General features: G+C 70.8%; 20 protein-coding genes. 19 read left to right on the forward strand and 1 reads right to left on the reverse strand.

What is annotated here, in order from left to right:
- Positions 1-34 precede the first annotated feature (34 nt).
- The 3 genes from ACSHWO_RS22425 (at position 35) to ACSHWO_RS22435 (ending at position 2,603) form a co-directional block, all read left to right on the forward strand.
- The gene (locus ACSHWO_RS22425) at positions 35-709 is read left to right on the forward strand and encodes an ATP-dependent Clp protease proteolytic subunit (RefSeq protein ID WP_306439583.1); all 675 of its coding nucleotides are present in this window, start codon (positions 35-37) and stop codon (positions 707-709) included.
- 154 nt (positions 710-863) lie between these two features.
- Positions 864-2,150, forward strand: coding sequence for an ATP-dependent Clp protease ATP-binding subunit ClpX (gene clpX / locus ACSHWO_RS22430; RefSeq protein WP_030297265.1), 1,287 nt, complete (start codon positions 864-866; stop codon positions 2,148-2,150).
- Positions 2,151-2,330: 180 nt separating this feature from the next.
- Positions 2,331-2,603, forward strand: coding sequence for a hypothetical protein (locus ACSHWO_RS22435; protein ID WP_438314229.1), 273 nt, complete (start codon positions 2,331-2,333; stop codon positions 2,601-2,603).
- A 58-nt stretch (positions 2,604-2,661) separates the two neighbouring features.
- Here the strand turns inward: ACSHWO_RS22435 and ACSHWO_RS22440 are convergent, their stop codons facing one another.
- On the reverse strand, positions 2,662-3,606 hold the full coding sequence (locus ACSHWO_RS22440) for a hypothetical protein (protein WP_361084071.1): 945 nt from the start codon (positions 3,604-3,606) through the stop codon (positions 2,662-2,664).
- Between the two features lie 126 nt (positions 3,607-3,732).
- On the opposite strand from ACSHWO_RS22440, the gene ACSHWO_RS22445 reads away from it, so the two are divergent.
- From ACSHWO_RS22445 to ACSHWO_RS22520, 16 genes are all read left to right on the forward strand, one after another.
- Positions 3,733-6,354 carry a valine--tRNA ligase gene (locus ACSHWO_RS22445; RefSeq protein ID WP_438314232.1) on the forward strand — a complete coding sequence of 874 codons (2,622 nt, stop codon included), beginning with the start codon at positions 3,733-3,735 and terminating at the stop codon, positions 6,352-6,354.
- A gap of 195 nt (positions 6,355-6,549) precedes the next feature.
- A complete protein-coding gene (locus tag ACSHWO_RS22450; RefSeq protein WP_438314235.1) occupies positions 6,550-7,698 on the forward strand; it encodes a sensor histidine kinase in 1,149 nt (382 codons plus the stop codon).
- Between the two features lie 156 nt (positions 7,699-7,854).
- The gene (folC, locus tag ACSHWO_RS22455; RefSeq protein ID WP_438319228.1) at positions 7,855-9,327 is read left to right on the forward strand and encodes a bifunctional tetrahydrofolate synthase/dihydrofolate synthase; all 1,473 of its coding nucleotides are present in this window, start codon (positions 7,855-7,857) and stop codon (positions 9,325-9,327) included.
- A 3-nt stretch (positions 9,328-9,330) separates the two neighbouring features.
- Positions 9,331-9,675 (forward strand): DUF4233 domain-containing protein, encoded by a 345-nt coding sequence (locus tag ACSHWO_RS22460; RefSeq protein WP_361084059.1) that lies wholly within the window; start codon positions 9,331-9,333, stop codon positions 9,673-9,675.
- Positions 9,676-9,790: 115 nt separating this feature from the next.
- The gene (gene ndk / locus ACSHWO_RS22465) at positions 9,791-10,201 is read left to right on the forward strand and encodes a nucleoside-diphosphate kinase (RefSeq protein ID WP_361084056.1); all 411 of its coding nucleotides are present in this window, start codon (positions 9,791-9,793) and stop codon (positions 10,199-10,201) included.
- A 321-nt stretch (positions 10,202-10,522) separates the two neighbouring features.
- Positions 10,523-11,542: a rod shape-determining protein gene (locus tag ACSHWO_RS22470; RefSeq protein WP_361084872.1), complete on the forward strand. Its 1,020-nt coding sequence runs from the start codon at positions 10,523-10,525 to the stop codon at positions 11,540-11,542.
- Positions 11,543-11,716: 174 nt separating this feature from the next.
- On the forward strand, positions 11,717-12,667 hold the full coding sequence (mreC, locus tag ACSHWO_RS22475) for a rod shape-determining protein MreC (RefSeq protein WP_361084053.1): 951 nt from the start codon (positions 11,717-11,719) through the stop codon (positions 12,665-12,667).
- Between the two features lie 12 nt (positions 12,668-12,679).
- Positions 12,680-13,384 (forward strand): rod shape-determining protein MreD, encoded by a 705-nt coding sequence (mreD, locus tag ACSHWO_RS22480; protein ID WP_361084050.1) that lies wholly within the window; start codon positions 12,680-12,682, stop codon positions 13,382-13,384.
- Positions 13,385-13,397: 13 nt separating this feature from the next.
- On the forward strand, positions 13,398-15,578 hold the full coding sequence (gene mrdA, locus ACSHWO_RS22485) for a penicillin-binding protein 2 (RefSeq protein ID WP_438314241.1): 2,181 nt from the start codon (positions 13,398-13,400) through the stop codon (positions 15,576-15,578).
- A gap of 14 nt (positions 15,579-15,592) precedes the next feature.
- Positions 15,593-16,792: a rod shape-determining protein RodA gene (rodA, locus tag ACSHWO_RS22490; RefSeq protein ID WP_438314244.1), complete on the forward strand. Its 1,200-nt coding sequence runs from the start codon at positions 15,593-15,595 to the stop codon at positions 16,790-16,792.
- Between the two features lie 92 nt (positions 16,793-16,884).
- On the forward strand, positions 16,885-18,480 hold the full coding sequence (locus ACSHWO_RS22495) for a CYTH and CHAD domain-containing protein (protein WP_438314247.1): 1,596 nt from the start codon (positions 16,885-16,887) through the stop codon (positions 18,478-18,480).
- 80 nt (positions 18,481-18,560) lie between these two features.
- A complete protein-coding gene (locus ACSHWO_RS22500; RefSeq protein ID WP_438314250.1) occupies positions 18,561-20,522 on the forward strand; it encodes a TIGR03960 family B12-binding radical SAM protein in 1,962 nt (653 codons plus the stop codon).
- 237 nt (positions 20,523-20,759) lie between these two features.
- Positions 20,760-20,978 (forward strand): type II toxin-antitoxin system VapB family antitoxin, encoded by a 219-nt coding sequence (locus ACSHWO_RS22505; RefSeq protein WP_404237814.1) that lies wholly within the window; start codon positions 20,760-20,762, stop codon positions 20,976-20,978.
- Positions 20,975-21,397, forward strand: a complete 423-nt coding sequence (locus ACSHWO_RS22510; protein ID WP_361084033.1) for a PIN domain nuclease — start codon at positions 20,975-20,977, stop codon at positions 21,395-21,397. The genes ACSHWO_RS22505 and ACSHWO_RS22510 overlap by 4 nt, the downstream gene beginning before the upstream one ends.
- 54 nt (positions 21,398-21,451) lie before the next feature.
- Positions 21,452-22,414, forward strand: a complete 963-nt coding sequence (locus ACSHWO_RS22515) for a hypothetical protein (protein WP_438314254.1) — start codon at positions 21,452-21,454, stop codon at positions 22,412-22,414.
- 228 nt (positions 22,415-22,642) lie between these two features.
- The gene (locus ACSHWO_RS22520; RefSeq protein ID WP_361084028.1) at positions 22,643-23,425 is read left to right on the forward strand and encodes a TIGR03936 family radical SAM-associated protein; all 783 of its coding nucleotides are present in this window, start codon (positions 22,643-22,645) and stop codon (positions 23,423-23,425) included.
- Positions 23,426-23,476: the final 51 nt, after the last annotated feature.

Genomic DNA, 23,476 nt, shown 5'->3' on the forward strand with positions numbered 1-23,476 from the left:
CCAGGCAAGCCCCAGCCCGCAGAACGGCACCAGGATGGTGAACACCCAGATGCACATGAACAACCTCTCTCCCGCGAGTGGCCTCTACACCGGCCCGCAGGTGGACAACCGCTACGTCGTCCCGCGCTTCGTCGAGCGCACCTCGCAGGGCGTGCGCGAGTACGACCCGTACGCGAAGCTCTTCGAAGAGCGCGTGATCTTCCTCGGCGTGCAGATCGACGACGCCTCCGCCAACGACGTCATGGCGCAGCTGCTGTGCCTGGAGTCGATGGACCCGGACCGCGACATCTCGATCTACATCAACAGCCCGGGCGGCTCCTTCACGGCGCTCACGGCCATCTACGACACGATGCAGTTCGTGAAGCCCGACATCCAGACGGTCTGCATGGGCCAGGCGGCCTCCGCCGCCGCCGTCCTGCTCGCCGCGGGCACCCCCGGCAAGCGCATGGCCCTGCCGAACGCGCGCGTGCTGATCCACCAGCCGTCCGGCGGCACCGGCCGCGAGCAGCTCTCCGACCTGGAGATCGCGGCCAACGAGATCCTGCGCATGCGCGACCAGCTGGAGACCATGCTGGCCAAGCACTCCTCCACGCCGATCGAGAAGATCCGCGAGGACATCGAGCGCGACAAGATCCTGACGGCCGAGGACGCCCTGGCGTACGGCCTGATCGACCAGATCGTCTCCACCCGCAAGATGAACGCGGTCTGATCCTTGCCGCCACCCGGCGCGGACGCGTCCCGGAATTCCGGGATGTGAACCGCGTCAAGGGGGCCCCGTACGGGGCCCCCGGCAAGGTACCGTCGGATATGAGGCACCAGGAGCCGCTGAACCAAGCGTCTCCCAGGCGAAGGGGAAGCACCTCGTGGCACGCATCGGTGACGGCGGCGACCTGCTCAAGTGCTCGTTCTGCGGAAAGAGCCAGAAGCAGGTGAAGAAGCTCATCGCAGGACCCGGTGTGTACATCTGCGACGAGTGCATCGACCTCTGCAACGAGATCATCGAGGAGGAGCTCGCCGAGACCTCCGAGGTGCGGTGGGAGGAACTCCCCAAGCCTCGCGAGATCTACGAGTTCCTGGAGAGCTACGTCGTCGGCCAGGAGCCGGCGAAGAAGGCGCTCTCCGTCGCGGTCTACAACCACTACAAGCGCGTCCAGGCCGGGGAGAACGGCGGCGCGCAGGGCCGGGACGACGCGATCGAGCTCGCGAAGTCCAACATCCTGCTGCTGGGCCCGACGGGCTCGGGCAAGACGCTGCTGGCCCAGACGCTCGCCCGCATGCTGAACGTCCCGTTCGCCATCGCCGACGCGACGGCGCTGACGGAGGCCGGCTACGTGGGTGAGGACGTCGAGAACATCCTGCTGAAGCTGATCCAGGCCGCCGACTACGACGTCAAGAAGGCCGAGACCGGCATCATCTACATCGACGAGATCGACAAGGTCGCGCGGAAGAGCGAGAACCCGTCGATCACGCGCGACGTCTCCGGCGAGGGCGTCCAGCAGGCCCTGCTGAAGATCCTGGAGGGGACGACGGCGTCGGTCCCGCCGCAGGGTGGTCGCAAGCACCCGCACCAGGAGTTCATCCAGATCGACACGACGAACGTGCTGTTCATCGTGGGTGGTGCCTTCGCCGGCCTGGAGAAGATCATCGAGTCGCGCGCGGGTGCCAAGGGCATCGGCTTCGGCGCGACGATCCGCTCGAAGCGGGAGATCGAGGCGAGCGACCAGTTCCAGGAGGTCATGCCGGAGGACCTGGTGAAGTTCGGGATGATCCCGGAGTTCATCGGCCGCCTGCCGGTCATCACCTCGGTGCACAACCTGGACCGCGAGGCGCTGCTCCAGATCCTGGTGGAGCCGCGCAACGCCCTGGTGAAGCAGTACCAGCGGCTGTTCGAACTCGACGGAGTCGAGCTGGACTTCGAGCGCGAGGCCCTCGAAGCCATCGCCGACCAGGCGATCCTCCGCCAGACGGGTGCGCGTGGCCTGCGCGCCATCATGGAGGAGGTCCTGATGTCGGTGATGTACGAGGTGCCGTCCCGCAAGGACGTGGCCCGCGTGGTCATCACCGCCGACGTGGTCCGCTCGAACGTGAACCCGACCCTGGTCCCCCGCATCGTCCCGAAGGACCAGGGCCCCCAGGAGAAGTCGGCGTAACGGCTGCCGCCGCCGCACCGTAGCGAACGAGGAAGGGGCGCCCCGGATGTCCGGGGCGCCCCGCCTCGCATTTAGGGCTAACTTGACTGATTATCGGACAAGTGCTCTGCATTGCCTGGCCCGGTGGGCGACTTCTTGATCAACTTGTCCCGAACCGTGAATGTTTGGGGGGGACGAGACATGAAGATGAAGAAGCGCGCACTCGGCGTCGTGGCCGCGACCTTCGCCGCCGCCGCACTGCCGATCCTGGCCGCGTCGCCGGCGTCGGCCGACCAGGGTGCCTGTCAGCTGTACCTGTTCGACGCGGGTTACAACGTCGGTCCGAAGGTAGAGGCTTCCTGCAAGTTCGGCGCCGACTATTCCAACCCGGGAGCCTGGATGGGCTGCTACTTGGGCCTGACCGGCATAGGGGTCAGCTCGGAAGATGCTTCCGAGGCGTGCTCAAGGGCGTGACGGCGCGGAAGCGGCCGACACTGCACTTCGCCATCCGTGCAGAGTCGGCCGCGCGTGATCAGGCCTTGACGCGGGCCGTGTTGTAGAGCTTCGCCGTGAGGTCGGCGGTCTGCTCCAGTGTGTATCCCGGCCTGCCGGCCAGCAGGGATGCCGCGTCGCTGGCGCTGACCGCGCCCAGGGTGCTGTAGTCGCCCCAGATGCAGACGGGCACCGTGTAGTCCTTGGGCCCCTTGGCCGCCGCCGGGTCCTTCGAGGTGAACTTGAGCTCCTGGCACTTGAGCACGGCGCCCTTGAAGCCTGCCGGGGTGATCGCCTTGGGGCTTCCGATGAGCTCCACGCTCGTCTTGTCGTTGCTGGCGGAGGCCTTCAGCTTGAAGGAGGCGAAGTAGGCGTCCACCGACTTCTCCGGGTCGGCGAGCTCGCCGTAGAGACCGCTGAAGCTGAGAGCCTTGCTGGTCAGCGGGTTCTTCGGGTCGCCGGACTGGTAGTTCATGCCCACCTGGGTCGGGTTCTTGATCCCCGCGGCCTCGGCTTCCCGCTTGTCCGTGTCGCTGATGGGCTTGTCTTTGTAGGTCGGGCTCTTCTGGAACTCGTTCACCGAGTCCGGCGCGACCAGCTTGTAGCCCTTCGTGGCGGAGTCGACCGAGCCGCCCGAGCCGCCGCCGGCCAGGTACCAGCCGCCGCCCGCGATGACGGCCACGGCGACGATGACGCCGATGACCACGCCCGCCTTCGACTTCTTCGGGGGCTGGGTGCCGTACGGCTGCGGCGGCATGCCCGGCTGCTGGTAGCCGTACGGCGGCTGCTGCGGCATGCCCATCGGGGCCGTCGGCGGCTGCGGGGGGTAGCCCGGGCCGGGCTGCGGGGGCTGCTGCGGGTAGCCGTAGCCGGGCTGCGGCGCGGGCTGGCCGTACGGGGCGGGGGGCGGGGGCGGCGGGGCACCGTACGGTCCCGGCTGCTGCGGCGGCGGGCCTCCGTACGGTCCCGGCTGGTTGAAGCTCATACCCGCGTCCCCCTTCAGGATGCTTATGCGTTCCACACATCCTGTCCCACGGCCGAGGGGCACAGGCCCCCGGGCCCCCGGATTACCGGTTTCAGTACCGGACCGTTACGCCTCTAAACTGTGCCCGTGACCGATAACACGCAGACACCCAGCACCCCCAACTCCGAACTGCCGACCCAGTACGCGCCGGCCGAGGTAGAGGGGAAGCTCTACGAGCGCTGGGTAGAGCGTGGGTACTTCACCGCCGACGCCGCGAGCGAGAAGCCCGCGTACACCATCGTCATCCCGCCGCCGAACGTCACCGGCTCCCTCCACCTGGGCCACGCCTTCCAGCACACGCTGATGGACGCCCTGACCCGCCGCAAGCGCATGCAGGGCTACGAGTCCCTGTGGCTGCCCGGCATGGACCACGCCGGCATCGCCACCCAGAACAAGGTCGAGCAGCAGCTCGCCGAGGAGGGCAAGTCCCGCCACGACCTGGGCCGCGAGGAGTTCGTCGAGCGCGTCTGGCAGTGGAAGGAGGAGTACGGCGGCAAGATCCTCGGCCAGATGCGGCGCCTCGGTGACGGCGTCGACTGGTCGCGCGAGCGGTTCACCATGGACGAGGGCCTGTCCAAGGCCGTCCAGACCATCTTCAAGAAGCTCTACGACGACGAGCTGATCTACCGCGCCGAGCGCATCATCAACTGGTGCCCGCGCTGCCTGACCGCCATCTCCGACATCGAGGTGGAGTACCAGGAGGACGCCGGCGAGCTCGTCTCGATCATGTACGGGGAGGGCGAGGACACCCTGGTCGTCGCCACGACCCGCGCCGAGACGATGCTCGGCGACACCGCCGTCGCCGTCCACCCGGACGACGAGCGCTACCGGCACCTCATCGGCAAGCAGATCAAGCTGCCGCTGACCGACCGCACCATCCCGGTCGTCGCCGACACGCACGTCGACCCGGAGTTCGGCACCGGCGCCGTCAAGGTGACCCCGGCGCACGACCCGAACGACTTCGCCATCGGCCAGCGCCACGACCTGCCCTCCATGACGATCATGGACGAGCACGGTGTGATCACCGTCCACGGCCCCTTCCTCGGCCTGGACCGCTTCGAGGCCCGCTCCGCGGTCGTCGGCGCCCTGCGCTCCCAGGGCCGGATCGTCGCCGAGAAGCGCCCGTACATGCACTCCGTCGGCCACTGCTCGCGCTGCAAGACCACCGTCGAGCCGCGCCTGTCCATGCAGTGGTGGGTCAGGGTCGGCCCGCTGGCCAAGGCCGCCGGCGACGCCGTCCGCGACGGCCGCGTCGCGATCCACCCGGCCGACATGTCGAAGCGCTACTTCGACTGGGTCGACAACATGAACGACTGGTGCATCTCGCGCCAGCTGTGGTGGGGCCACCGGATCCCGATCTGGTACGGCCCGAACGGCGAGATCGTCTGCGTCGGCCCCGACGAGCAGCCGCCGACGGGCGAGGGCTGGCACCAGGACACCGACGTCCTCGACACCTGGTTCTCCTCCGGCCTGTGGCCGTTCTCCACCCTCGGCTGGCCGGAGAAGACCCCGGACCTGGCGAAGTTCTACTCGACCGACGTCCTGCTCACCGGCCACGACATCATCTTCTTCTGGGTCGCCCGGATGATGATGTTCGGCCTGTACGCGATGGACGGCGAGGTCCCGTTCAAGACCATCGCCCTGACCGGCCTGGTCCGCGACGAGCGCGGCAAGAAGATGTCGAAGTCCTTCGGCAACGTCGTCGACCCGCTGGACTGGATGGACAAGTACGGCTCCGACGCCGTCCGCTTCACCCTGGCCAAGGGCGCCAACCCCGGCACCGACGTCCCGATCGGCGAGGACTGGGTCCAGGCCTCCCGCAACTTCGCCAACAAGATCTGGAACGCCACGCGCTTCGCGCTGATGAACGGCGCCACGGTCGAGGGCGAGCTGCCGCCCGTCGAGCAGCTGTCCGCCACCGACCGGTGGATCCTGTCCCGCCTGAACAAGACGGTCGCGCAGGTCGACGCGTACTACGAGGACTTCCAGTTCGCCAAGCTCAGCGAGGCGCTCTACCACTTCGCGTGGGACGAGGTCTTCGACTGGTACGTCGAGCTGTCGAAGACCACGTTCTTCGCGGGCGGCGAGGGCGCCAAGGCCTCCGGCCGGGTCCTCGGCGAGGTCCTGGACGTCCTGATGCGCCTGCTGCACCCGGTCGTCCCGTTCGTCACCGAGACCCTGTGGACCACCCTCACCGGCCGCGAGTCCATCGTGGTCGCCGAGTGGCCGGCCGACAGTGGCTTCCGCGACGAGGCCGCCGAGGCCGAGATCGAGAACCTCCAGCAGGTCGTCACCGAGGTCCGCCGGTTCCGCGCCGACCAGGGCCTGCAGCCGGGCCAGAAGGTTCCGGCCCGGCTCGACCTGGCCGGTACGGAGCTGGCCGCGCACGAGGCGGCCATCCGCCAGCTGCTGCGCCTCCAGCCGGAGGGCGAGGGCTTCAGCGCCACCGCCACCCTGCCGGTCGCCGGGGCCACGGTCGCGCTCGACCTGTCGGGCACCATCGACGTCGCAGCCGAGCGCAAGCGGCTGACGAAGGACCTCGGCGCCGCCGAGAAGGAGAAGCAGCAGGCGGAGGCCAAGCTCGGCAACGAGGCCTTCCTGGCCAAGGCGCCGGACAACGTGGTCGACAAGATCAAGGGCCGTCTGGCCAAGGCCGAGGCCGACATCGCCCGCATCCAGGCCCAGCTGGCGGCCCTGCCCGCCGCCTAGCAGCCGCAGGCGGCAGGCCGCGCCACCGCCGTACGAAGGCCCCCGCACCGGTGCGGGGGCCTTCGCCTTGCGCGGCCTGCGCCTGTGCCTGCGCCCTGCGCCGTCCGCTCCCGTCGCCGCCAACGTGCCGATTCTCACTTTTTTGTCCGGGTTGACCGGTTAGAGCCCCGGCGGTGACCCCGGATGATGGAAGGCATGCGCGTCCAGCCCGTCGTCTCGGCGTACCAGTGGGCCGTGGCCACCTGCCGCCGGCTCGTCGAGGGCTGGTCCGGGACGCAGCGGGCGTCCGACGTCCTCACCGCGCTCGGCTGCCTCGCCCTGATGGCCCTGGACCTGCCGGGCCTCGCCGCCGCGGACAACTCGCTGACCGGCCCCATGGCCGCCGCCGTCCTCGCCGCAGGGGCCGCCACCCTCGTCGTGCGCCGCCGGGCGCCCTGGATCCCGTACCTCACCGCGCTGCTGTTCATCGGCTGGCTGCACGAGCTGACGCTGATCCAGTTCGCCCTCTACTCCGTCGGCCGGTACCGCGGGCGGCGGGCCGCCGTGCTCGCCACCCTCGGCTACGTGGCCTTCGCGCTGGCGGTGTTCAGCGTGCCGGGCTGGCCCGAGCCGCAGGCCCGGACCCTGAGCTCCTTCCTGAGCCTCGTCGTGCCCATCGGCGTGCTCGCCTCGGCCGTCGGCATCGCCGCCTACCGCCACGACCTGGTCCGCGAGCTCGAAGCGCGGGAGGCCGAATCCGCCGTCCTGCAGGCGGTCCAGCAGGAGCGCACCTCCGTCGCCCGCGACGTCCACGACTTCGTCGGACGGGAGCTGACCCTGCTGACGGTGCGCTCCGAGGTGCTGTCGGTGCGGGCGCGCGAGACCGCGCACGCGAAGGACTTCGAGGAGCTCGCCGACACGGCCCGCCGGGCCCACCTCGTCCTCAACGAGATCATCGTCCAGCGCGGCGAACCCGATGCCACCCCGGGCGTGGACGGGCTGCCGGCCCTCGCGGAGCAGTCCGCCCGCGCCGGCTCACCCGTACGGCTCAGCCTGGACCCGCAGGTCCGCGGCCTGTCGCCGCTGCGGCAGGCCGCCGTCTACCGGGTGGTGCAGGAATGCCTGACCAACGCGGCCAAGCACGCCGGCGGCCAGACCGTGGACGTCCGGATCGAGGCGGACGGCGACCGGCTGAGGATCTCGGTCGGCAACGCGCTGCCCTCCCGCGGCCCGGCCCGCGCCCCGGTCTCGGCGGGTTCCGGGACGGCGAGCATGGCCGAGCGCGTGCAGAGCCTCGGCGGCACCCTGACCGCCACCCGGACCGGGGACGCGTACCTGGTGGTCGCGACCCTGCCCCGGGGGTAGCCCGTCCGGGCCCCGCGCGCACCGGCCGCAGCCGGGGCGCGCACCCGCCGGAGCCGAGGGCCGCGCGGCCCTTCCGGCCCCCGTCCGTAGACTGGCCCTGTGAGTGAGCAGCAGCCCGAGAGCCACGGCCCCGACGACCGCGACGACACCCTCGACATGTTCGACCGGATCGTGGCGGAGGAGTCCGACCGCGACCCCGACCTGGCGGTGATCGAGGCCGGGAGCCGAACCCTGCGCGCCCAGGCCGGACCGCCCCAGGGCGACCCGTTCCCCGCTGAGCCCCTCGACCCCGAGGTGGCGCAGGCGCTGCGGGAGGTGGAGCAGGAGCTGTCCACCCGCTGGGGCGAGACCAAGCTGGAGCCCTCCGTCAGCCGCATCGCCGCCCTGATGGACGTCCTGGGCGAGCCGCAGCGCGCGTACCCCTCCATCCACGTCACCGGCACCAACGGCAAGACCAGCACCGCCCGTATGATCGAGGCCCTGCTGAACGCCTTCGAGCTGCGCACCGGCCGGTACACCAGCCCGCACGTGCAGTCGATCACCGAGCGCATAAGCCTGGACGGGGCGCCGATCACCGCCGAGCGGTTCGTGGACACGTACCGGGACATCAAGCCGTACGTGGAGATGGTCGACGCCTCCCAGGAATACCGGCTGTCCTTCTTCGAGGTCCTCACCGGCATGGCGTACGCGGCCTTCGCGGACGCGCCCGTGGACGTGGCGGTCGTCGAGGTCGGCATGGGCGGCAGCTGGGACGCGACCAACGTGATCGACGCCGCGGTCGCGGTGGTCACCCCGATCAGCCTGGACCACACCGACCGGCTCGGCTCCACTCCCGCCGAGATCGCCCAGGAGAAGGGCGGCGTCATCAAGCAGGACGCCACCGTGATCCTGGCGCAGCAGCCGGTGGACGCGGCGCAGGTGCTGCTGAAGAAGGCCGTCGAGGTGGACGCGACCGTGGCCCGTGAGGGCATGGAGTTCGGCGTCGTCTCGCGCGAGGTGGCCGTCGGCGGGCAGATGCTGACGCTGCGCGGCGTGGGCGGCGAGTACGAGGGGATCTTCCTCCCGCTGTACGGGGCCCACATGGCCCACAACGCGGCCGTGGCGCTGGCCGCGGTGGAGGCCTTCTTCGGGGTCGGCGCGCAGCAGGCGCGCGAGCTGGACGTGGACACGGTCCGCCGGGCCTTCGCCTCGGTGACCTCGCCGGGCCGGATGGAGGTCGTGCGCCGCAGCCCCACGGTGATCCTGGACGCGGCGCACAACCCGGCGGGCGCGCTCGTCACGGCGGAGGCGGTGACCGAGGCGTTCGGCTTCAGCCGGCTGGTCGGCGTCGTCGGCGTGAGCGACGACAAGGACGTGCGGGGGGTCCTGGAGGCCTTCGAGCCGATCTTCGCCGAGGTCGTGATCACGCAGAACACCAGCCACCGGGCCATGGCCGCGGACGAGCTGGCCGCCATCGCGGTCGAGGTCTTCGGGGCGGAGCGGGTGCAGGTGGAGCCGCGGCTGGACGACGCCCTGGAGGCGGCGATCACCCTGGCGGAGGAAGAGGCCGAGTACGGAGGGGCCGGGGTCCTCGTGACCGGCTCCGTGATCACGGTGGGCGAGGCCCGCCTGCTGCTGAAGAGGGGCTGACGGATGCGCACGCTGTGTGCCTCGACGCTGATCGGCGAGGTCTTCGTCATCGGTTTCGCGGGCCTGGTGGCCATGAAGAACCCGGACCTGACCCAGGCCACGGTCTGGACGGTCTGCGGGATCGCCATGCTGCTGTCCGTGCTGCTGTGCGGGATGCTGTCCCGGCCGGGCGCGGTGCAGATCGGCTGGGCCCTGCAGATCGGCCTGATCGCGAGCGGGTTCGTGGTGCCGATGATGTTCTTCCTCGGGGCCGTGTTCGCGGGCCTGTGGTGGTGCTCGGTGCACTACGGCCGCAAGATCGACGCCGCCAAGGCCCGCTGGGCCGCCCAGAGCGAGGCCCAGGCGTAGCCGCCGGCAGCAGTGCCCCGGCACCCGGGCAGCGGGCCGGGGGCTCCGCACGGGACGCCCCCGGGCTGGCTGTAGCCTCGTAGCACCGCACCCGTTTGCCGCAAGGAGCCGGAACATGTCCCAGCGCACGCTCGTCATTCTCAAGCCCGACGCGGTCCGTCGCGGCCTGGTCGGCGAGATCATCGGCCGTATCGAGCGGAAGGCCGGCTGGACCATCCCGGCCATGGAGCTGCGCACCCTGGAGCGTGAGACGCTGGAGGCGCATTACGCGGAGCACGTCGGGCGCCCCTTCTACGAGCCGCTCATGGGCTTCATGGCGAGCGGCCCGGTCGTCGTCCTCGTCGTCGAGGGCGAGCGCGTCATCGAGGGCGTCCGCCAGCTGGCCGGGCCGACCGACCCGATCGCCGCCGCGCCCGGCTCCATCCGGGGCGACTTCGGCACCATCACCCGCGAGAACCTGATCCACGCCTCGGACTCCGAGGAGTCCGCGGAGCGCGAGCTGAAGCTGTTCTTCCCCGCCCTCTGAGGGTCTCTGCGACGGCTCGCCCCGACGGGCGCGTCCTGACGCAACATCAGCCGAATAGCGCTCATGACCTGGGGCGACCGAAGTAATTTCGGTCGCCCTTCGGTATTGCCGAGCCCGTGCGGGAACGCATGTGCAGGACACGACGTCACCACTAAGGGGGCGGGTATCCGTTCCGGCGGGATCGCCGGAGTCCCGTCGCGCGATGCCCGTACCCTCGGCACTACGATGGGGCCTCCACCCACACACCCACCTCGCCGACCTGACAGCAGCCGCTATCAACTGGAAGGCCAGACGCTCCTCATGGGGAACAAGGGGAACAACATGTCGTTCATCGGCCGTGACATGGCGATCGACCTCGGGACCGCCAACACGCTGGTGTACGTGAGGGGCCGGGGGATCGTCCTGAACGAGCCGTCCGTGGTCGCCATCAACACGAACACCGGTGGCATTCTGGCGGTCGGCTCCGAGGCGAAGAAGATGATCGGGCGCACGCCCGGCAACATCGTCGCCGTCAGGCCCCTCAAGGACGGCGTCATCGCCGACTTCGAGATCACCGAGCGCATGCTCCGGTACTTCATCCTCAAGATCCACAAGCGCCGCTACCTGGCCCGTCCGCGCGTCGTGGTCTGCGTCCCCTCCGGTATCACCGGGGTGGAGCGCCGCGCCGTCATCGAGGCGTCCACCCAGGCCGGCGCCCGTCAGGTGCACATCATCGAGGAGCCCATGGCCGCGGCCATCGGCTCGGGCCTCCCCGTGCACGAGGCCACCGGCAACATGGTCGTGGACATCGGCGGCGGCACCACCGAGGTGGCGGTCATCTCCCTCGGCGGGATCGTCACGGCGCAGTCCATCCGGGTGGCCGGCGACGAGCTCGACAACGCGATCATCCAGCACATCAAGAAGGAGTACAGCCTCCTCCTCGGTGAGCGGACCGCCGAGCAGATCAAGATCACCATCGGGTCGGCCTACGACCTCGCCCAGGACGAGCACACCGAGATCCGCGGCCGCGACCTCGTCTCCGGCCTGCCCAAGACGGTGGTCATCTCCGCCGCCGAGGTCCGCAAGGCCATCGAGGAGCCGGTCAACGCCATCGTGGACGCGGTGAAGACCACCCTCGACAAGTGCCCGCCGGAGCTCTCCGGCGACATCATGGACCGCGGCATCGTCCTGACCGGTGGCGGCGCCCTGCTGCGCGGCCTCGACGAGCGGCTGCGCCGGGAGACCGGCATGCCGATCCACATCGCCGAGGACCCGCTGGACTCCGTCGCCCTGGGCTCCGGCAAGTGTGTGGAGGAGTTCGAGGCGCTCCAGCAGGTCCTGGACGCCCAGCCCCGGCGTTGACCTGCTCCCCCGACCGCCCGGGGGACAAGCGGAACACAAGGATCCGCCGTATGGGTGCTGCCGCGCCCGTGCGGCGGATCGTTGATATACAGGCAACAGTCCGGTGCAAGCCCCGGCTCCACCGGAGCCGTTCAGCCGCACGGCTCACTACAGAGGAAGGCACGGCCGCCGCACGTGAGGGACACACGAGAAAGCCGGCTGCTCCTGGTGCTCCTGATCGCCATCGCATTCGCACTGATCACGGTGGACATCAGGGCAGGAGAGGAGTCTCCGGTCGACGGCGCGCGCCAGGCCGCCGCGGCGGTCTTCGGGCCGGTCGAGAAGGGCGTCGCAACGGCCGTCGATCCCGTCGCCAACGCCATAGGGGCGGTACGCGACTCCGGCGAACGGCACAGCCGCATCGCGGTGCTGGAGCGCGAGAACGCCGCCCTGAAGGCCAAGCTCGGCAGCGAGGACCAGACCCACAGCCGGATCCGCGAGCTCGACGAGATGCTCAAGCGGGCCGGCGCCGGACAGTACGGCATCAAGGGCGCCGAGGTCATCGCCATAGGAGCGGCCCAGGGCTTCTCCTGGACCGTCACCATCGACGCCGGCAGCAAGGACGGCATCGAGCGCGACATGACCGTCATCAACGGCGACGGCCTCGTCGGCCGGGTCGCCACCGTCGGCCCCGACACCGCCACCGTCGTGCTCGCCAACGACCCCGACTTCACCGTCGGCACCCGGCTGGAGAAGACCGGAGAGCTCGGCTTCGCCACCGGACAGGGCGACCGCGCCCTGTCCGTCCAGATGCTCAACGGCAAGGCCAAGATCAGCCCCGGCGACCGGCTCGTCACCTTCGGCTCCCGCGGCAACAAGCCCTTCGTGCCGGGCGTTCCCCTGGGCGAGGTCGTCAAGGTCGACCCCGCGCGCGGCGACCTGACCCGCACCGTCTGGGTCCGCCCGTTCGTCGGGTTCTCCCGCCTCGACATCGTCGGCGTCGTCGTCGTACCGCCGCGCGAGGACCCGCGCGACACCGTCCTGCCGCCCAAACCCCAGGCCACGCCCACGCCCACGGTCACCGTCACGGTGACCCCGTCCCCGTCCGCTTCCGCCGGCGGGGCCGCCGGTTCGGCCGACGAGTAGGAGCAGACCGCCATGCGCTTCAACCGGATCCTGCTCGCCTCCACGCTCATCCTGGTCGCCCTCGTCGTCCAGGTCAGCGTGCTCGGCCGGCTCCAACTGCCCGGCGCCGTGCCCGACCTGGTGCTGCTGACCGTCGTCGCACTCGCCCTCGTCTACGGGCACGTCGGCGGCGCCCTCATCGGCTTCGCCGCGGGCCTCCTCGCCGACCTGGCCCCGCCCGCCGACCACGCCGCCGGGCGGTACGCGCTCGTCCTGTGCGTCATCGGGTACGCCGCCGGCCTCGTCCGCCCCGACTCCGGGCGGTTCCGCTCCGCCTGGGGCCCGCTGCTCACCGTCGTCGCCGCCGCGATCGGCTCGACCCTGCTGTACGCCGGCGTGGGCGCCCTCGTCGGGGACACCGCCGCCCGCCATGTGGGCCTGACGGGACTGCTGTTCACCGCCACCCTCTACGACCTGCTGCTCGCGCCGTTCGCCGTGCCGTTCGTGATGGCCCTCGCCCGGCGCGCCGAGAACGACCCGATGGCCGTGGATGCCGGCGGCGGCCAGGCCGCCGCCACCGACGTCTCCTCCGGCTGGCTGGCCGGCGGAACCGGCCTGCGCATCGGCAGCCAGCGCGGCGGCCTGCGCCTGATGACGGCCCGCAACCGGGCCAACCGCGCCGGCCGGATAAGGGGGGTGAAGGGCGTCAAGAGCGTGAAGAGCGTCAAGAAGCTGTGAAGGGGCAGGGCCCGTGACCAACACCCCCGAGACCGGCCGCATCCCCCGGGTGCAGATCCGGCTCGTCATCATCCAGGTCCTCGTCTTCTCCATGCTCTGCACGCTCGGCGGGCGCCTGTGGTACCTCCAGATCCGCAACGGCGGGGAGTACTACGACGAGGCGAAGAACAACCACGTGCAGCGGGTGGTCCAGCCCGCCGTCCGCGGCACCATCCTCGACGCCCGTGGCGTGGCCCTCGCCGACAACGAGACCCGGCTCGTGGTGTCCGCCAGCCGCACCGCGCTGATGAAGATGAAGGACAAGGGCAAGGGCGTCCTGACCCGACTCTCCGCCGTCCTGGACATGTCCCCCCAGGAGGTCGTGGAGAAGGTCCGCATCTGCGACTCCAAGACCCCCAAGCCCTGCTGGAACGGCTCCCCCTACCAGCCCATCCCGGTCACCTCCGAGGCCACCACCCAGCAGGCCCTGCAGATCCGCGAGCGCCCCGAGGAGTTCCCCGGCATCACCGCCGAGCCGACCGCCGTACGCCGCTACCCGGCGCCCGGCGGGGCCCGCACCGCCCAGGCGCTCGGCTACCTCTCGCCGGTCACCGACGAGGAGATCCAGAAGGCGAAGGACACCGACTCGCCCCACCTGCGCTCCGACCAGGTCGGCCGCTCCGGGATCGAGCGCACGTACGACAAGCAGCTGCGCGGCAAGGCCACCGTCACCTCCTACGAGGTCGACAACCTCGGCCGGGTCATGGGCCAGACCAAGTCCGACGCCGGCATCCCCGGGGCCACCCTCGTCACCAGCATCGACGCCCGGGTCCAGGCCGTCGCCGAGTACGAGCTCCAGCAGGCGATGAAGACCGTCCGCAAGGAGACCGACAAGATCACCGGACGCAAGTACGAGGCCGACTCCGGTGCCGTCGTCGTCATGGAGGCCAGGACCGGCCGCGTCGTCGCGATGGCCTCCCAGCCCGACTACGACCCCAACGCCTGGGTCGGCGGCATCTCCGGCAAGGACTACGCCCGGCTCACCAGCAAGGACTCCAACTACCCGCTGCTGAACCGGGCCATCCAGGGCCAGGCGCCGGCCGGCTCCATCTTCAAGGTGGTCTCGGCGAGCGCGGCCGTCCGGGCCGGCTACCCCTTCGACAGCAAGTACAACTGCAGCAGCTCCTACAGCCTCGGCGGGCGGAGCTTCGCGAACTTCGAGTCCAAGGGGCACGGCCCGATCACCCTCGGCGAGGCCCTCAAGTTCTCCTGCAACACCGTCTTCTACGCCCTCGGCCACAAGGAATGGCAGCGCGACGGCGGCCTCAAGCCCAAGAAGGACGCCCACGACTGGTTCTACCGGACCGCCCGCGAGTTCGGACTCGGCTCCGAGACCGGCATCGACCTGCCGAACGAGGTCACCGGCCGCATCCCGGACCGCCAGTGGAAGAAGAACTTCTGGAAGGCCAACAAGGACGCCTGGTGCAAGCAGGGCAAGAAGGGCGGCACCTACGTCGAGCAGATCGCCTACGAGAGCTGCCTCGAAGGCAACCAGCTGAAGGCCTTCGACAGCATCAACTTCGCCATCGGCCAGGGCGACGTACTCGTCACCCCCATCCAGATGGCCACCGCCTACGCCGCCATCAGCAACGGCGGCACCCTCTTCGACCCCACCATCGGCAAGGCCGTGATCAGCCCCGACGGCAAGCGGGTCGACGTCATCAAGCCCACCCCGCACGGCCGGCTGCCGGTCGACGCCAAGACCCTCCACGACCTCGACAAGGGCCTGCGCATGGTCGTCGAGCCCGGCGGCACCGCCGCCTGGCGGTTCACCGGCTGGCCGCAGGACAAGATCCCGATGCGCGCCAAGACCGGCACCGCCCAGGTGTACGGCAAGCAGACCACCTCGTGGCTGGCGACGTACACCGACGACTTCGTGATCGTGATGACGATCTCCCAGGCCGGGACCGGCTCCGGTGCCTCCGGTCCCGCCGTGCGCAACATCTACAACGCCATGTACGGATACGACATGTCCGGCGACTTCGACGCCACCAGGGCCCTGCTGCCCCGGCCGGAGTCCGCACTGCCCCGCATCCAGCCCGACGGCTCCATCGCAGCACCCGAGATCAAGCCGTACGTGCCCCCGTCCCCGGAGGACCCCGAGACGCCCGCGCTCGCCGGTCCCCCCGCCCAGCCGCCGTCGTGGCACGACTGAGCCGAAGAGCGACCATGCAGACCGCCAACAAGTTCTCCGTACCCCGCTACGCGCCCGAGCGCGGCGCGATGGCCAAGCTGACCTCGCGCGACTCCGTGCTGCGCCGGCTCGACTGGCCCATAATCCTCTCCGCCCTCGCCCTGTCCTGCCTGGGCAGCCTCCTGGTGTGGTCCGCGACCCGGAACCGCACCCAGCTCAACCAGGGCGACCCGTACTACTTCCTGGTCCGCCACGCCATGAACACCGGCATCGGGCTGGTGCTGATGATCGGCACGATCTGGCTCGGCCACCGCACCCTGCGCGGCGCCGTGCCGATCCTGTACGGGATCTCGCTCGTGCTGATCATCGCCGTGCTCACCCCGCTCGGCGCCACCATCAACGGCGCCCACGCGTGGATCGTGATCGGCGGCGGCTTCTCGCTCCAGCCCTCCGAGTTCGTGAAGATCACGATCATCCTGGTGATGGCGATGCTGCTGGCCGCGCGGGTCGACGCGGGCGACGTCGCCCATCCCGACCACCGCACCGTGGTCAAGGCCCTGTGTCTGGCCGCCGCCCCGATGGGCATCATCATGCTGATGCCCGACCTGGGCTCCGTCATGGTCATGGTCGTCATCGTGCTCGGCGTGCTCCTCGCCTCCGGCGCCTCCAACCGCTGGGTGCTCGGACTGCTCGGCTCGGGCGTGGCCGGCGCCGTCCTGATCTGGCAGCTCGGCATCCTCGACGAGTACCAGATCAACCGCTTCGCGGCCTTCGCCAACCCCGAGCTCGACCCCGCCGGCGTCGGCTACAACACCAACCAGGCCCGCATCGCCATCGGCTCCGGGGGCCTGACCGGGTCGGGGCTGTTCAAGGGCTCGCAGACCACCGGCCAGTTCGTGCCCGAGCAGCAGACCGACTTCGTCTTCACGGTGGCCGGGGAGGAGCTGGGCTTCGTCGGCGGCGGACTGCTCCTCGTCCTGCTCGGCGTGATCCTGTGGCGGGCCTGCGTGATCGCCCGGGAGACCACCGAGCTGTACGGCACGATCGTCTGCGCCGGGATCATCGCGTGGTTCGCCTTCCAGGCCTTCGAGAACATCGGGATGAACCTCGGGATCATGCCGGTGGCGGGCCTGCCGCTGCCCTTCGTGTCCTACGGAGGGTCGTCGATGTTCGCCGTGTGGGTGGCCATCGGGCTGTTGCAGTCCATCAAGGTGCAGCGGCCGATGTCGGCCTAGCGGGGACGTTCTTCGGACGATTCGGCAGCCGATCGGGCGTCCCGGCGTCGTTCACCCTCCCGTCGTGATCCGTTCAGGATTAAGTTCGAAGCATGGCGGATACGAAGCGGGAGATCGAGCGCAAGTTCGAGTTCGAGACGAGCAAGGCGGCCCGGCGCGGCGTGCCCGACCTGACGGGCACGGCCGGGATCGCCGCCGTCGCCGACCAGGGCACGGTCGACCTCGACGCCGTCTACTACGACACCCCCGACCAGCGGCTCGCCGCCGACGGGCTCACGCTGCGGCGCCGGACCGGCGGCTCCGACGCCGGCTGGCACCTCAAACTGCCCGTCTCGCCCGGCGTCCGCGACGAGGTCGCCGCCCCGCTCAGCGACACCGTCCCGCGCTCGCTGGCCGCCCTCGTCCGCTCCCGCGTCCGCGACGGCGGCCTGCGGCCGCAGGTCCGGCTGCTCTCCTCCCGCCGGGTCAGCCACCTCCTCGACGCCGACGGCGCCCTGCTCGCCGAGCTCTCCACCGACAGCGTCCGCGCCGAGGCCGGCCCCGCCGGGCCGGGCGAAACGGGTGAGGCGGTGGAGGCCGGCGAGGCGACCGAGGCGGTGGAAGCCACCGCCGGGGCCGTCGCCACCTGGACCGAGGTCGAGGTGGAACTCGCCGACGGCGTCGACCCCGCCCTCCTCGACGCCGTCGAGAAGAAGTTCCGCAAGGCCGGGATCCGCGTCAGCGACGCCCCCTCCAAGCTCGCCCGGGCCCTCGCCGAGACCGGCACCGAGCCCGCCCCCCGCCCGGAGTCCGGCCCCGCCGAGGGCACCGCGGGCGCGTACGTCCTCGCGTACCTGCGCGAGCAGCGCGACGCCCTCGTCGCCCAGGACCCGGCCGTACGCCGCAACCTGCCCGACTCCGTCCACCAGATGCGGGTCGCCTCCCGCCGGATGCGCAGCGCCTTCAAGACCTACCGCAAGGTCCTCGACCGCGAGGTCACCGACCCCCTCGGCGAACAGCTGCGCCTCCTCGGCCAGGAACTCGGCGTCGACCGCGACCAGGAAGTCCTGCACGAGCGCTTCCAGGACGGCATCGAAGCCCTCCCGCGCACCCTGCGCCACGGCCCCGTCCGCGGCCGCCTGCGCACCTGGAACAACGGCCGCCGCGCCGCCTCCCGCCGCCGCGCCCTCGCCTTCCTCGACTCCCCGGTCCACCTGGCCCTGCTCGACTCCGTCGACGCCCTGCTCGCCGAGCCCCCGCTGCTGCCCGGCGCGGCCAAGCCCGCCGAGAAGGCCCTGCCCAAGGCCGTACTGCGCGACTACGAGCGGCTCGCCGGCCGGATCGAGCGCGCCCTCGCCATGGAACCCGGCGAACCGCGCGACCACGCGCTGCACGACGCCCGCAAGGCCGCCAAGCGCGCCCGGTACGCCGCCGAGGCCGCCGCACCCGCGCTCGGCAAGCCGGCCGACCGCCAGGCCAAGGCCATGAAGTCCGTCCAGACCCTGCTCGGCGACCACCAGGACAGCGTCGTCGCCCGCGAGGCGCTGCGCGCCCTCGCCGAACAGGCGACCGCGGCCGGGGAGTCCGCATTCAGCTGGGGCGTGCTGTACGGCCGCGAGGAGGCCCTGGCCGCGTCACAGGAACGGGAGCTTCCGGAAATCTGGGACGAGGCCTCCGACCCGGCCCTGCGGGAGGCCCTCGCACCCTAGGCCGAGATCACGACGTCCGGGGTCGAGGGCGGCTCGGGTTACGCTTGAGAGTCGCCCCCTGCCCGCTTCACGAAAGTCGCGTGATGTCCGAGTCGGTCTTCCCACAGCTCGAAGCTCTGCTCCCGCACGTGCAGAAGCCCATCCAGTACGTCGGCGGTGAGCTGAACTCCACCGTCAAGCCGTGGGACTCCTGTGACGTCCGCTGGGCGCTCATGTACCCGGACGCGTACGAGGTCGGGCTGCCCAACCAGGGCGTCATGATCCTCTACGAGGTGCTGAACGAGCGCGAGGGCGTCCTGGCCGAGCGCACGTACAGCGTGTGGCCCGACCTCGAAGAGCTCATGCGCGAGCACCAGGTGCCGCAGTTCACCGTCGACAGCCACCGCCCGGTCGGTGCCTTCGACGTGTTCGGCCTGTCCTTCTCCACGGAGCTGGGCTACACCAACATGCTCACGGCGCTGGACCTCGCGGGCATCCCGCTCGAGGCCCGCAACCGCACCGAGGACCACCCGATCGTCCTCGCGGGCGGCCACGCGGCCTTCAACCCCGAGCCGATCGCGGAGTTCATCGACTGCGCCGTCATCGGCGACGGCGAGCAGGCCGTCCTCGACATCACCGACATCATCCGCGCCTGGAAGGCCGAGGGCCGCCCCGGCGGCCGCGAGGAGCTGCTGCTGCGCCTCGCCAAGACCGGCGGCGTCTACGTGCCGGGCTTCTACGACGTCGAGTACCTGCCGGACGGCCGCATCGGCCGCGTCGTGCCGAACCGGTCCGGCGTGCCGTGGCGGGTCTCCAAGCACACCGTCATGGACCTCGACGAGTGGCCGTACCCCAAGCAGCCGCTCGTCCCGCTCGCCGAGACCGTCCACGAGCGGATGTCCGTCGAGATCTTCCGCGGCTGCACCCGCGGTTGCCGTTTCTGCCAGGCCGGCATGATCACGCGCCCCGTGCGGGAGCGAAGCATCACCGGCATCGGCGAGATGGTCGACCGCGGCCTGAAGGCGACGGGCTTCGAGGAGGTGGGCCTCCTCTCCCTCTCCTCCGCGGACCACACGGAGATCGCCGACATCGCCAAGGGCCTCGCGGACCGCTACACGGACGACAAGGTGGGCCTGTCCCTCCCGTCGACCCGCGTCGACGCCTTCAACGTGGACCTCGCCAACGAGCTCACCCGCAACGGGCGCCGCTCCGGCCTGACCTTCGCCCCCGAGGGCGGCTCCGAGCGCATGCGCAAGGTCATCAACAAGATGGTCTCGGAAGAGGACCTGATCCGCACCGTCGCCACCGCCTACGGCAACGGCTGGCGCCAGGTGAAGCTGTACTTCATGTGCGGCCTGCCGACCGAGACCGACGAGGACGTCCTCCAGATCGGCGACATGGCCGTCAACGTCATCGCCAAGGGCCGCGAGGTCTCCGGCCAGAACGACATCCGCTGCACGGTGTCGATCGGCGGCTTCGTGCCCAAGCCGCACACCCCCTTCCAGTGGGCGCCGCAGCTCTCGGCCGAGGAGACCGACGCCCGCCTGGCCAAGCTCCGTGACAAGATCCGCGGCGACAAGAAGTACGGCCGCTCCATCGGCTTCCGCTACCACGACGGCAAGCCGGGCATCGTCGAGGGCCTCCTGTCCCGCGGCGACCGCCGCATCGGTGACGTCATCCGTGCCGTGTACGAGGACGGCGGCCGCTTCGACGGCTGGCGCGAGCACTTCAGCTACGACCGCTGGATGCAGTCCGCCGACAAGGCCCTCGCCCCGTACGGCGTGGACGTCGACTGGTACACGACGCGCGAGCGCACGTACGAGGAGGTCCTGCCCTGGGACCACCTGGACTCCGGCCTGGACAAGGACTGGCTCTGGGAGGACTGGCAGGACGCCCTCGACGAGACCGAGGTCGACGACTGCCGCTGGACGCCGTGCTTCGACTGCGGCGTCTGCCCCCAGATGGACACGCACATCCAGATCGGCCCCACCGGCAAGAAGCTGCTGCCGCTGTCGGTGGTCAACGGTGCGCCCGCCCCGAAGGCTGCGCACGCACACGGCTGACGCTGACGTGAGCGGGATCGCCCGCATGTGATCCCGTACGAGCAGGCCCCGGCATCCGCCGGGGCCTGCTGCGTTCTGGCGACCCTGCCGGCGTGCGCTCCGGAATACGTCCACCGATCAGGCAGGTGGGCGAATGTGCGTTCTGGTGCTGCGGAAATATTTCTGCATGCGGCGTCGATGGATATCCTGATCGAAGTGGCAGGTGAATCCTCCTGCCGTGGTGCCAGGAGGTGGCTCATGGCCAAGACCGTGATCGACATCAACGAAGAGGCGCTCGCGCTCGCCGCGGAAGCGCTCGGGACCACGACGAAGAAGGACACGGTCAACGCCGCCCTGGAAGAAATAGGAGCCCGCGTCCGCCGCGAACGTGCCCTTGCCGCCCTCGTCAACCTCGATGAAGAAGGAGCCTTTGACAAGGGGCGTGAGGCCGGTTTCAAGGGAGAAGTGCGCCGGTGAACGAGGGCACCTTCTTGATCGACACCTCTGCCGCACACAGGATCACGCTGCCGGGCCCCTTTGCGGTGTGGCGCCCGGCGCTCGCTGCCGGCCGCATCGGCATGTGCGCGGTGACCGAGGCCGAGGCGCTCTATTCGGCGCGCTCCTCGGCGCAGTACTCCGCGATGCGGCAGGCGTTCGCAGACCTGTACGTGTGGCACGAGATCCCCGACGACGTGTGGGCCAGGGTCCTCGAGGCCCAGGGCGTCCTGGCCGAAGCCGGGTGCGTACGTTCGGCGGGCGTGGTGGACCTCGTCGTGGCCGTGACCGCCGCCCGGCACCGGCTCACGGTGCTGCACTACGACCGGGACTTCGAGACGCTCGCCAAGCACATCGACCTGCGCACCCGCTGGCTCGCCGAGCCCGGCTCCATCGACTGAACCAGCTAGGCCCCCGCTGCAACGGCTCGGGGGCCTTTGTGTGTCCTGAAGGGCATGGAACTCGACGAACAGCGCGCCGGCCAGGGCGAAGGCTGCCTCACCGGGGTGCTCCGGGTACCCGTCAAGATCGTGGCGGTGCTGGTCGTGCTGCCCGCACGGGTCGTCTGGGACCTGCTCGCCGCGTTCGGTCGGGCCGTGCACCGGCACGTCCTCGGCCCGTTGTGGAGCCATGTCCTCGAACCGCTGTTCCGCGGGATCGGGTGGGTGCTGGCCGTCCTGTTCAAGCTGGTCTTCGTCTGGCCCTGGGTGGGGTTGTGGCGCTACGTGCTCCGGCCCGCCGGGCAGGGGGTGGCGTGGCTGGCCCGGGGAGCGTACGCGTACCTGCTCGTGCCGGTCGGGCGCGGACTGGCGTGGCTGGCCTCGACGGTCCACCGGTGGCTGCTGCGGCCCGTGGGAGAGGGTGCGGCCTGGCTGGTCGCCGCCGCGTACCGGTACCTGCTCAGGCCGGTCGGGCTGGCCGTGGCCTGGCTGGTCACCGCCGTGCACCGGTACGGCCTCGTACCGCTCGGGCTGGGCGCTGCGTGGGTGGCCCGAGCCGCGTACCAGTGGGTGCTGGTGCCGGTGGGGCGGGCTGTGGTGTGGGTCGTCGTGGGGGTGTGGCGGTGGGGGTTCGTGCCGGTGGGGCGGGCCCTGGCGTGGACCGCCGCGGCCGTGTGGCGGTGGGTGTTCGTGCCCGTCGGCGGCGCCTTCGTCCGGCTGGCGCGCGGGGTGTACGCGTACCTGATCGCGCCGGTCGGGAGGCTGTTGCTCTGGGCCTGGCACGTGGCCGGGCGGATCGTGAAGGCCCTGGGGCGGGGGATCGCCCTGGTGTGGCGGGTGCTGATCGTGTGGCCCTGCGCCCAGGCCTACCGGCACGTCCTCACCCCCGTCGGGCACGTCCTGCGGGACGCCTGGCGTACGGTCCGGGCGACCGTACGGCAGGTCCGCGCCGAGGTGCGGCGGGTCCTCCTGGGGTGACCGGCCCGGGGAACCGCGGAGGTCACGGGCGCGTACTCTGGGTAGTACGACAGCCTGGGCCGCATGCCGCCCCCGAGCGCTCCCTGCACACACCGCAGGGACGAGCCGGAGGGCGCGGCACCGCCCACAGGCCCCCCGAACCTCAGGGCGGCGCGCGAGCCGCGCCGCCCCGCACAAGGAGAAGAACCACTGGGCAAGCGACAGCCCGAAGGCCCGCCCCCCGCACCGGTGGCACAGCGCATCCGACTGCGCTACACCAAGCGCGGCCGCCTCCGGTTCACCAGCCACCGGGACTTCCAGCGCGCGTTCGAGCGCGCCCTGCGCCGCGCCGAGGTGCCCATGGCGTACTCGGCCGGCTTCACGCCGCACCCCCGCGTCTCGTATGCGAACGCCGCGCCGACCGGCACCGGCAGCGAGGCCGAGTACCTGGAGATCGCGCTCACCGCTCACCGCGACCCGGCGAAGCTCCGTGAGCTGCTCGACGAGTCGATGCCCGTCGGCCTCGACATCATCGATGCGGTCGAGGCCCGCACCTCCGGGCTGGCGGACCGGCTCACCGCCTCCGTGTGGGAGCTGCGGCTGGACGGCGTGGACAGCGCCGAGGCCGCGCGTGCGGTCGAGACCTACCTCGCCGCCGACACGGTCGAGGTCCAGCGCCGCACCAAGAACGGCATGCGCACCTTCGACACCCGGGGGGCCGTCGCGCACCTCGAGGTCCTTCCGGTCCCGGCTGATAGGACGCCGGACAATGCCTGTGCGATACTGCGGCTGGTTGTTCGGCATCTGACACCTGCCGTACGACCCGACGACGTCCTGTCCGGTCTCCGAGCTGTGGCCGACCTGGCGCCGCCGGTCCCCGCAGCGGTGACCAGGCTGGCGCAGGGGCTCTTCGACGAGGAGTCCGGCACGGTGACCGACCCGCTCGCGCCCGACCGCGAGGCTGACACGGCCGCTGCACCCACGGCCGCCGTGACCGCCGACGCGACGGCGCCGGAAGGTCCCGCCGCGTAGGGAACGCCGTCGCCGCGCCGCCCTGGCACTCGGGAGCCACCTGGGTCGGGC

The organism is Streptomyces pallidus (ex Mingjun et al. 2026) (assembly GCF_051550185.1).
Lineage (GTDB): Bacteria > Actinomycetota > Actinomycetes > Streptomycetales > Streptomycetaceae > Streptomyces.

Excerpts from the sequence above, each read along its gene's own strand:
- ACSHWO_RS22460 (WP_361084059.1), top strand. The coding sequence starts at position 9,331 with ATGCGCACGCTGTGTGCCTCGACGCTGATCGGCGAGGTCTTCGTCATC.
- ACSHWO_RS22450 (WP_438314235.1), top strand. The coding sequence starts at position 6,550 with ATGCGCGTCCAGCCCGTCGTCTCGGCGTACCAGTGGGCCGTGGCCACC.
- rodA (WP_438314244.1), top strand. The coding sequence starts at position 15,593 with ATGCAGACCGCCAACAAGTTCTCCGTACCCCGCTACGCGCCCGAGCGC.
- ndk (WP_361084056.1), top strand. The coding sequence starts at position 9,791 with ATGTCCCAGCGCACGCTCGTCATTCTCAAGCCCGACGCGGTCCGTCGC.
- ACSHWO_RS22425 (WP_306439583.1), top strand. The coding sequence starts at position 35 with ATGGTGAACACCCAGATGCACATGAACAACCTCTCTCCCGCGAGTGGC.
- folC (WP_438319228.1), top strand. The coding sequence starts at position 7,855 with ATGTTCGACCGGATCGTGGCGGAGGAGTCCGACCGCGACCCCGACCTG.
- ACSHWO_RS22440 (WP_361084071.1), bottom strand. The coding sequence starts at position 3,606 with ATGAGCTTCAACCAGCCGGGACCGTACGGAGGCCCGCCGCCGCAGCAG.
- ACSHWO_RS22495 (WP_438314247.1), top strand. The coding sequence starts at position 16,885 with ATGGCGGATACGAAGCGGGAGATCGAGCGCAAGTTCGAGTTCGAGACG.
- ACSHWO_RS22505 (WP_404237814.1), top strand. The coding sequence starts at position 20,760 with ATGGCCAAGACCGTGATCGACATCAACGAAGAGGCGCTCGCGCTCGCC.
- mreD (WP_361084050.1), top strand. The coding sequence starts at position 12,680 with ATGCGCTTCAACCGGATCCTGCTCGCCTCCACGCTCATCCTGGTCGCC.
- ACSHWO_RS22470 (WP_361084872.1), top strand. The coding sequence starts at position 10,523 with ATGTCGTTCATCGGCCGTGACATGGCGATCGACCTCGGGACCGCCAAC.
- ACSHWO_RS22435 (WP_438314229.1), top strand. The coding sequence starts at position 2,331 with ATGAAGATGAAGAAGCGCGCACTCGGCGTCGTGGCCGCGACCTTCGCC.
- ACSHWO_RS22515 (WP_438314254.1), top strand. The coding sequence starts at position 21,452 with ATGGAACTCGACGAACAGCGCGCCGGCCAGGGCGAAGGCTGCCTCACC.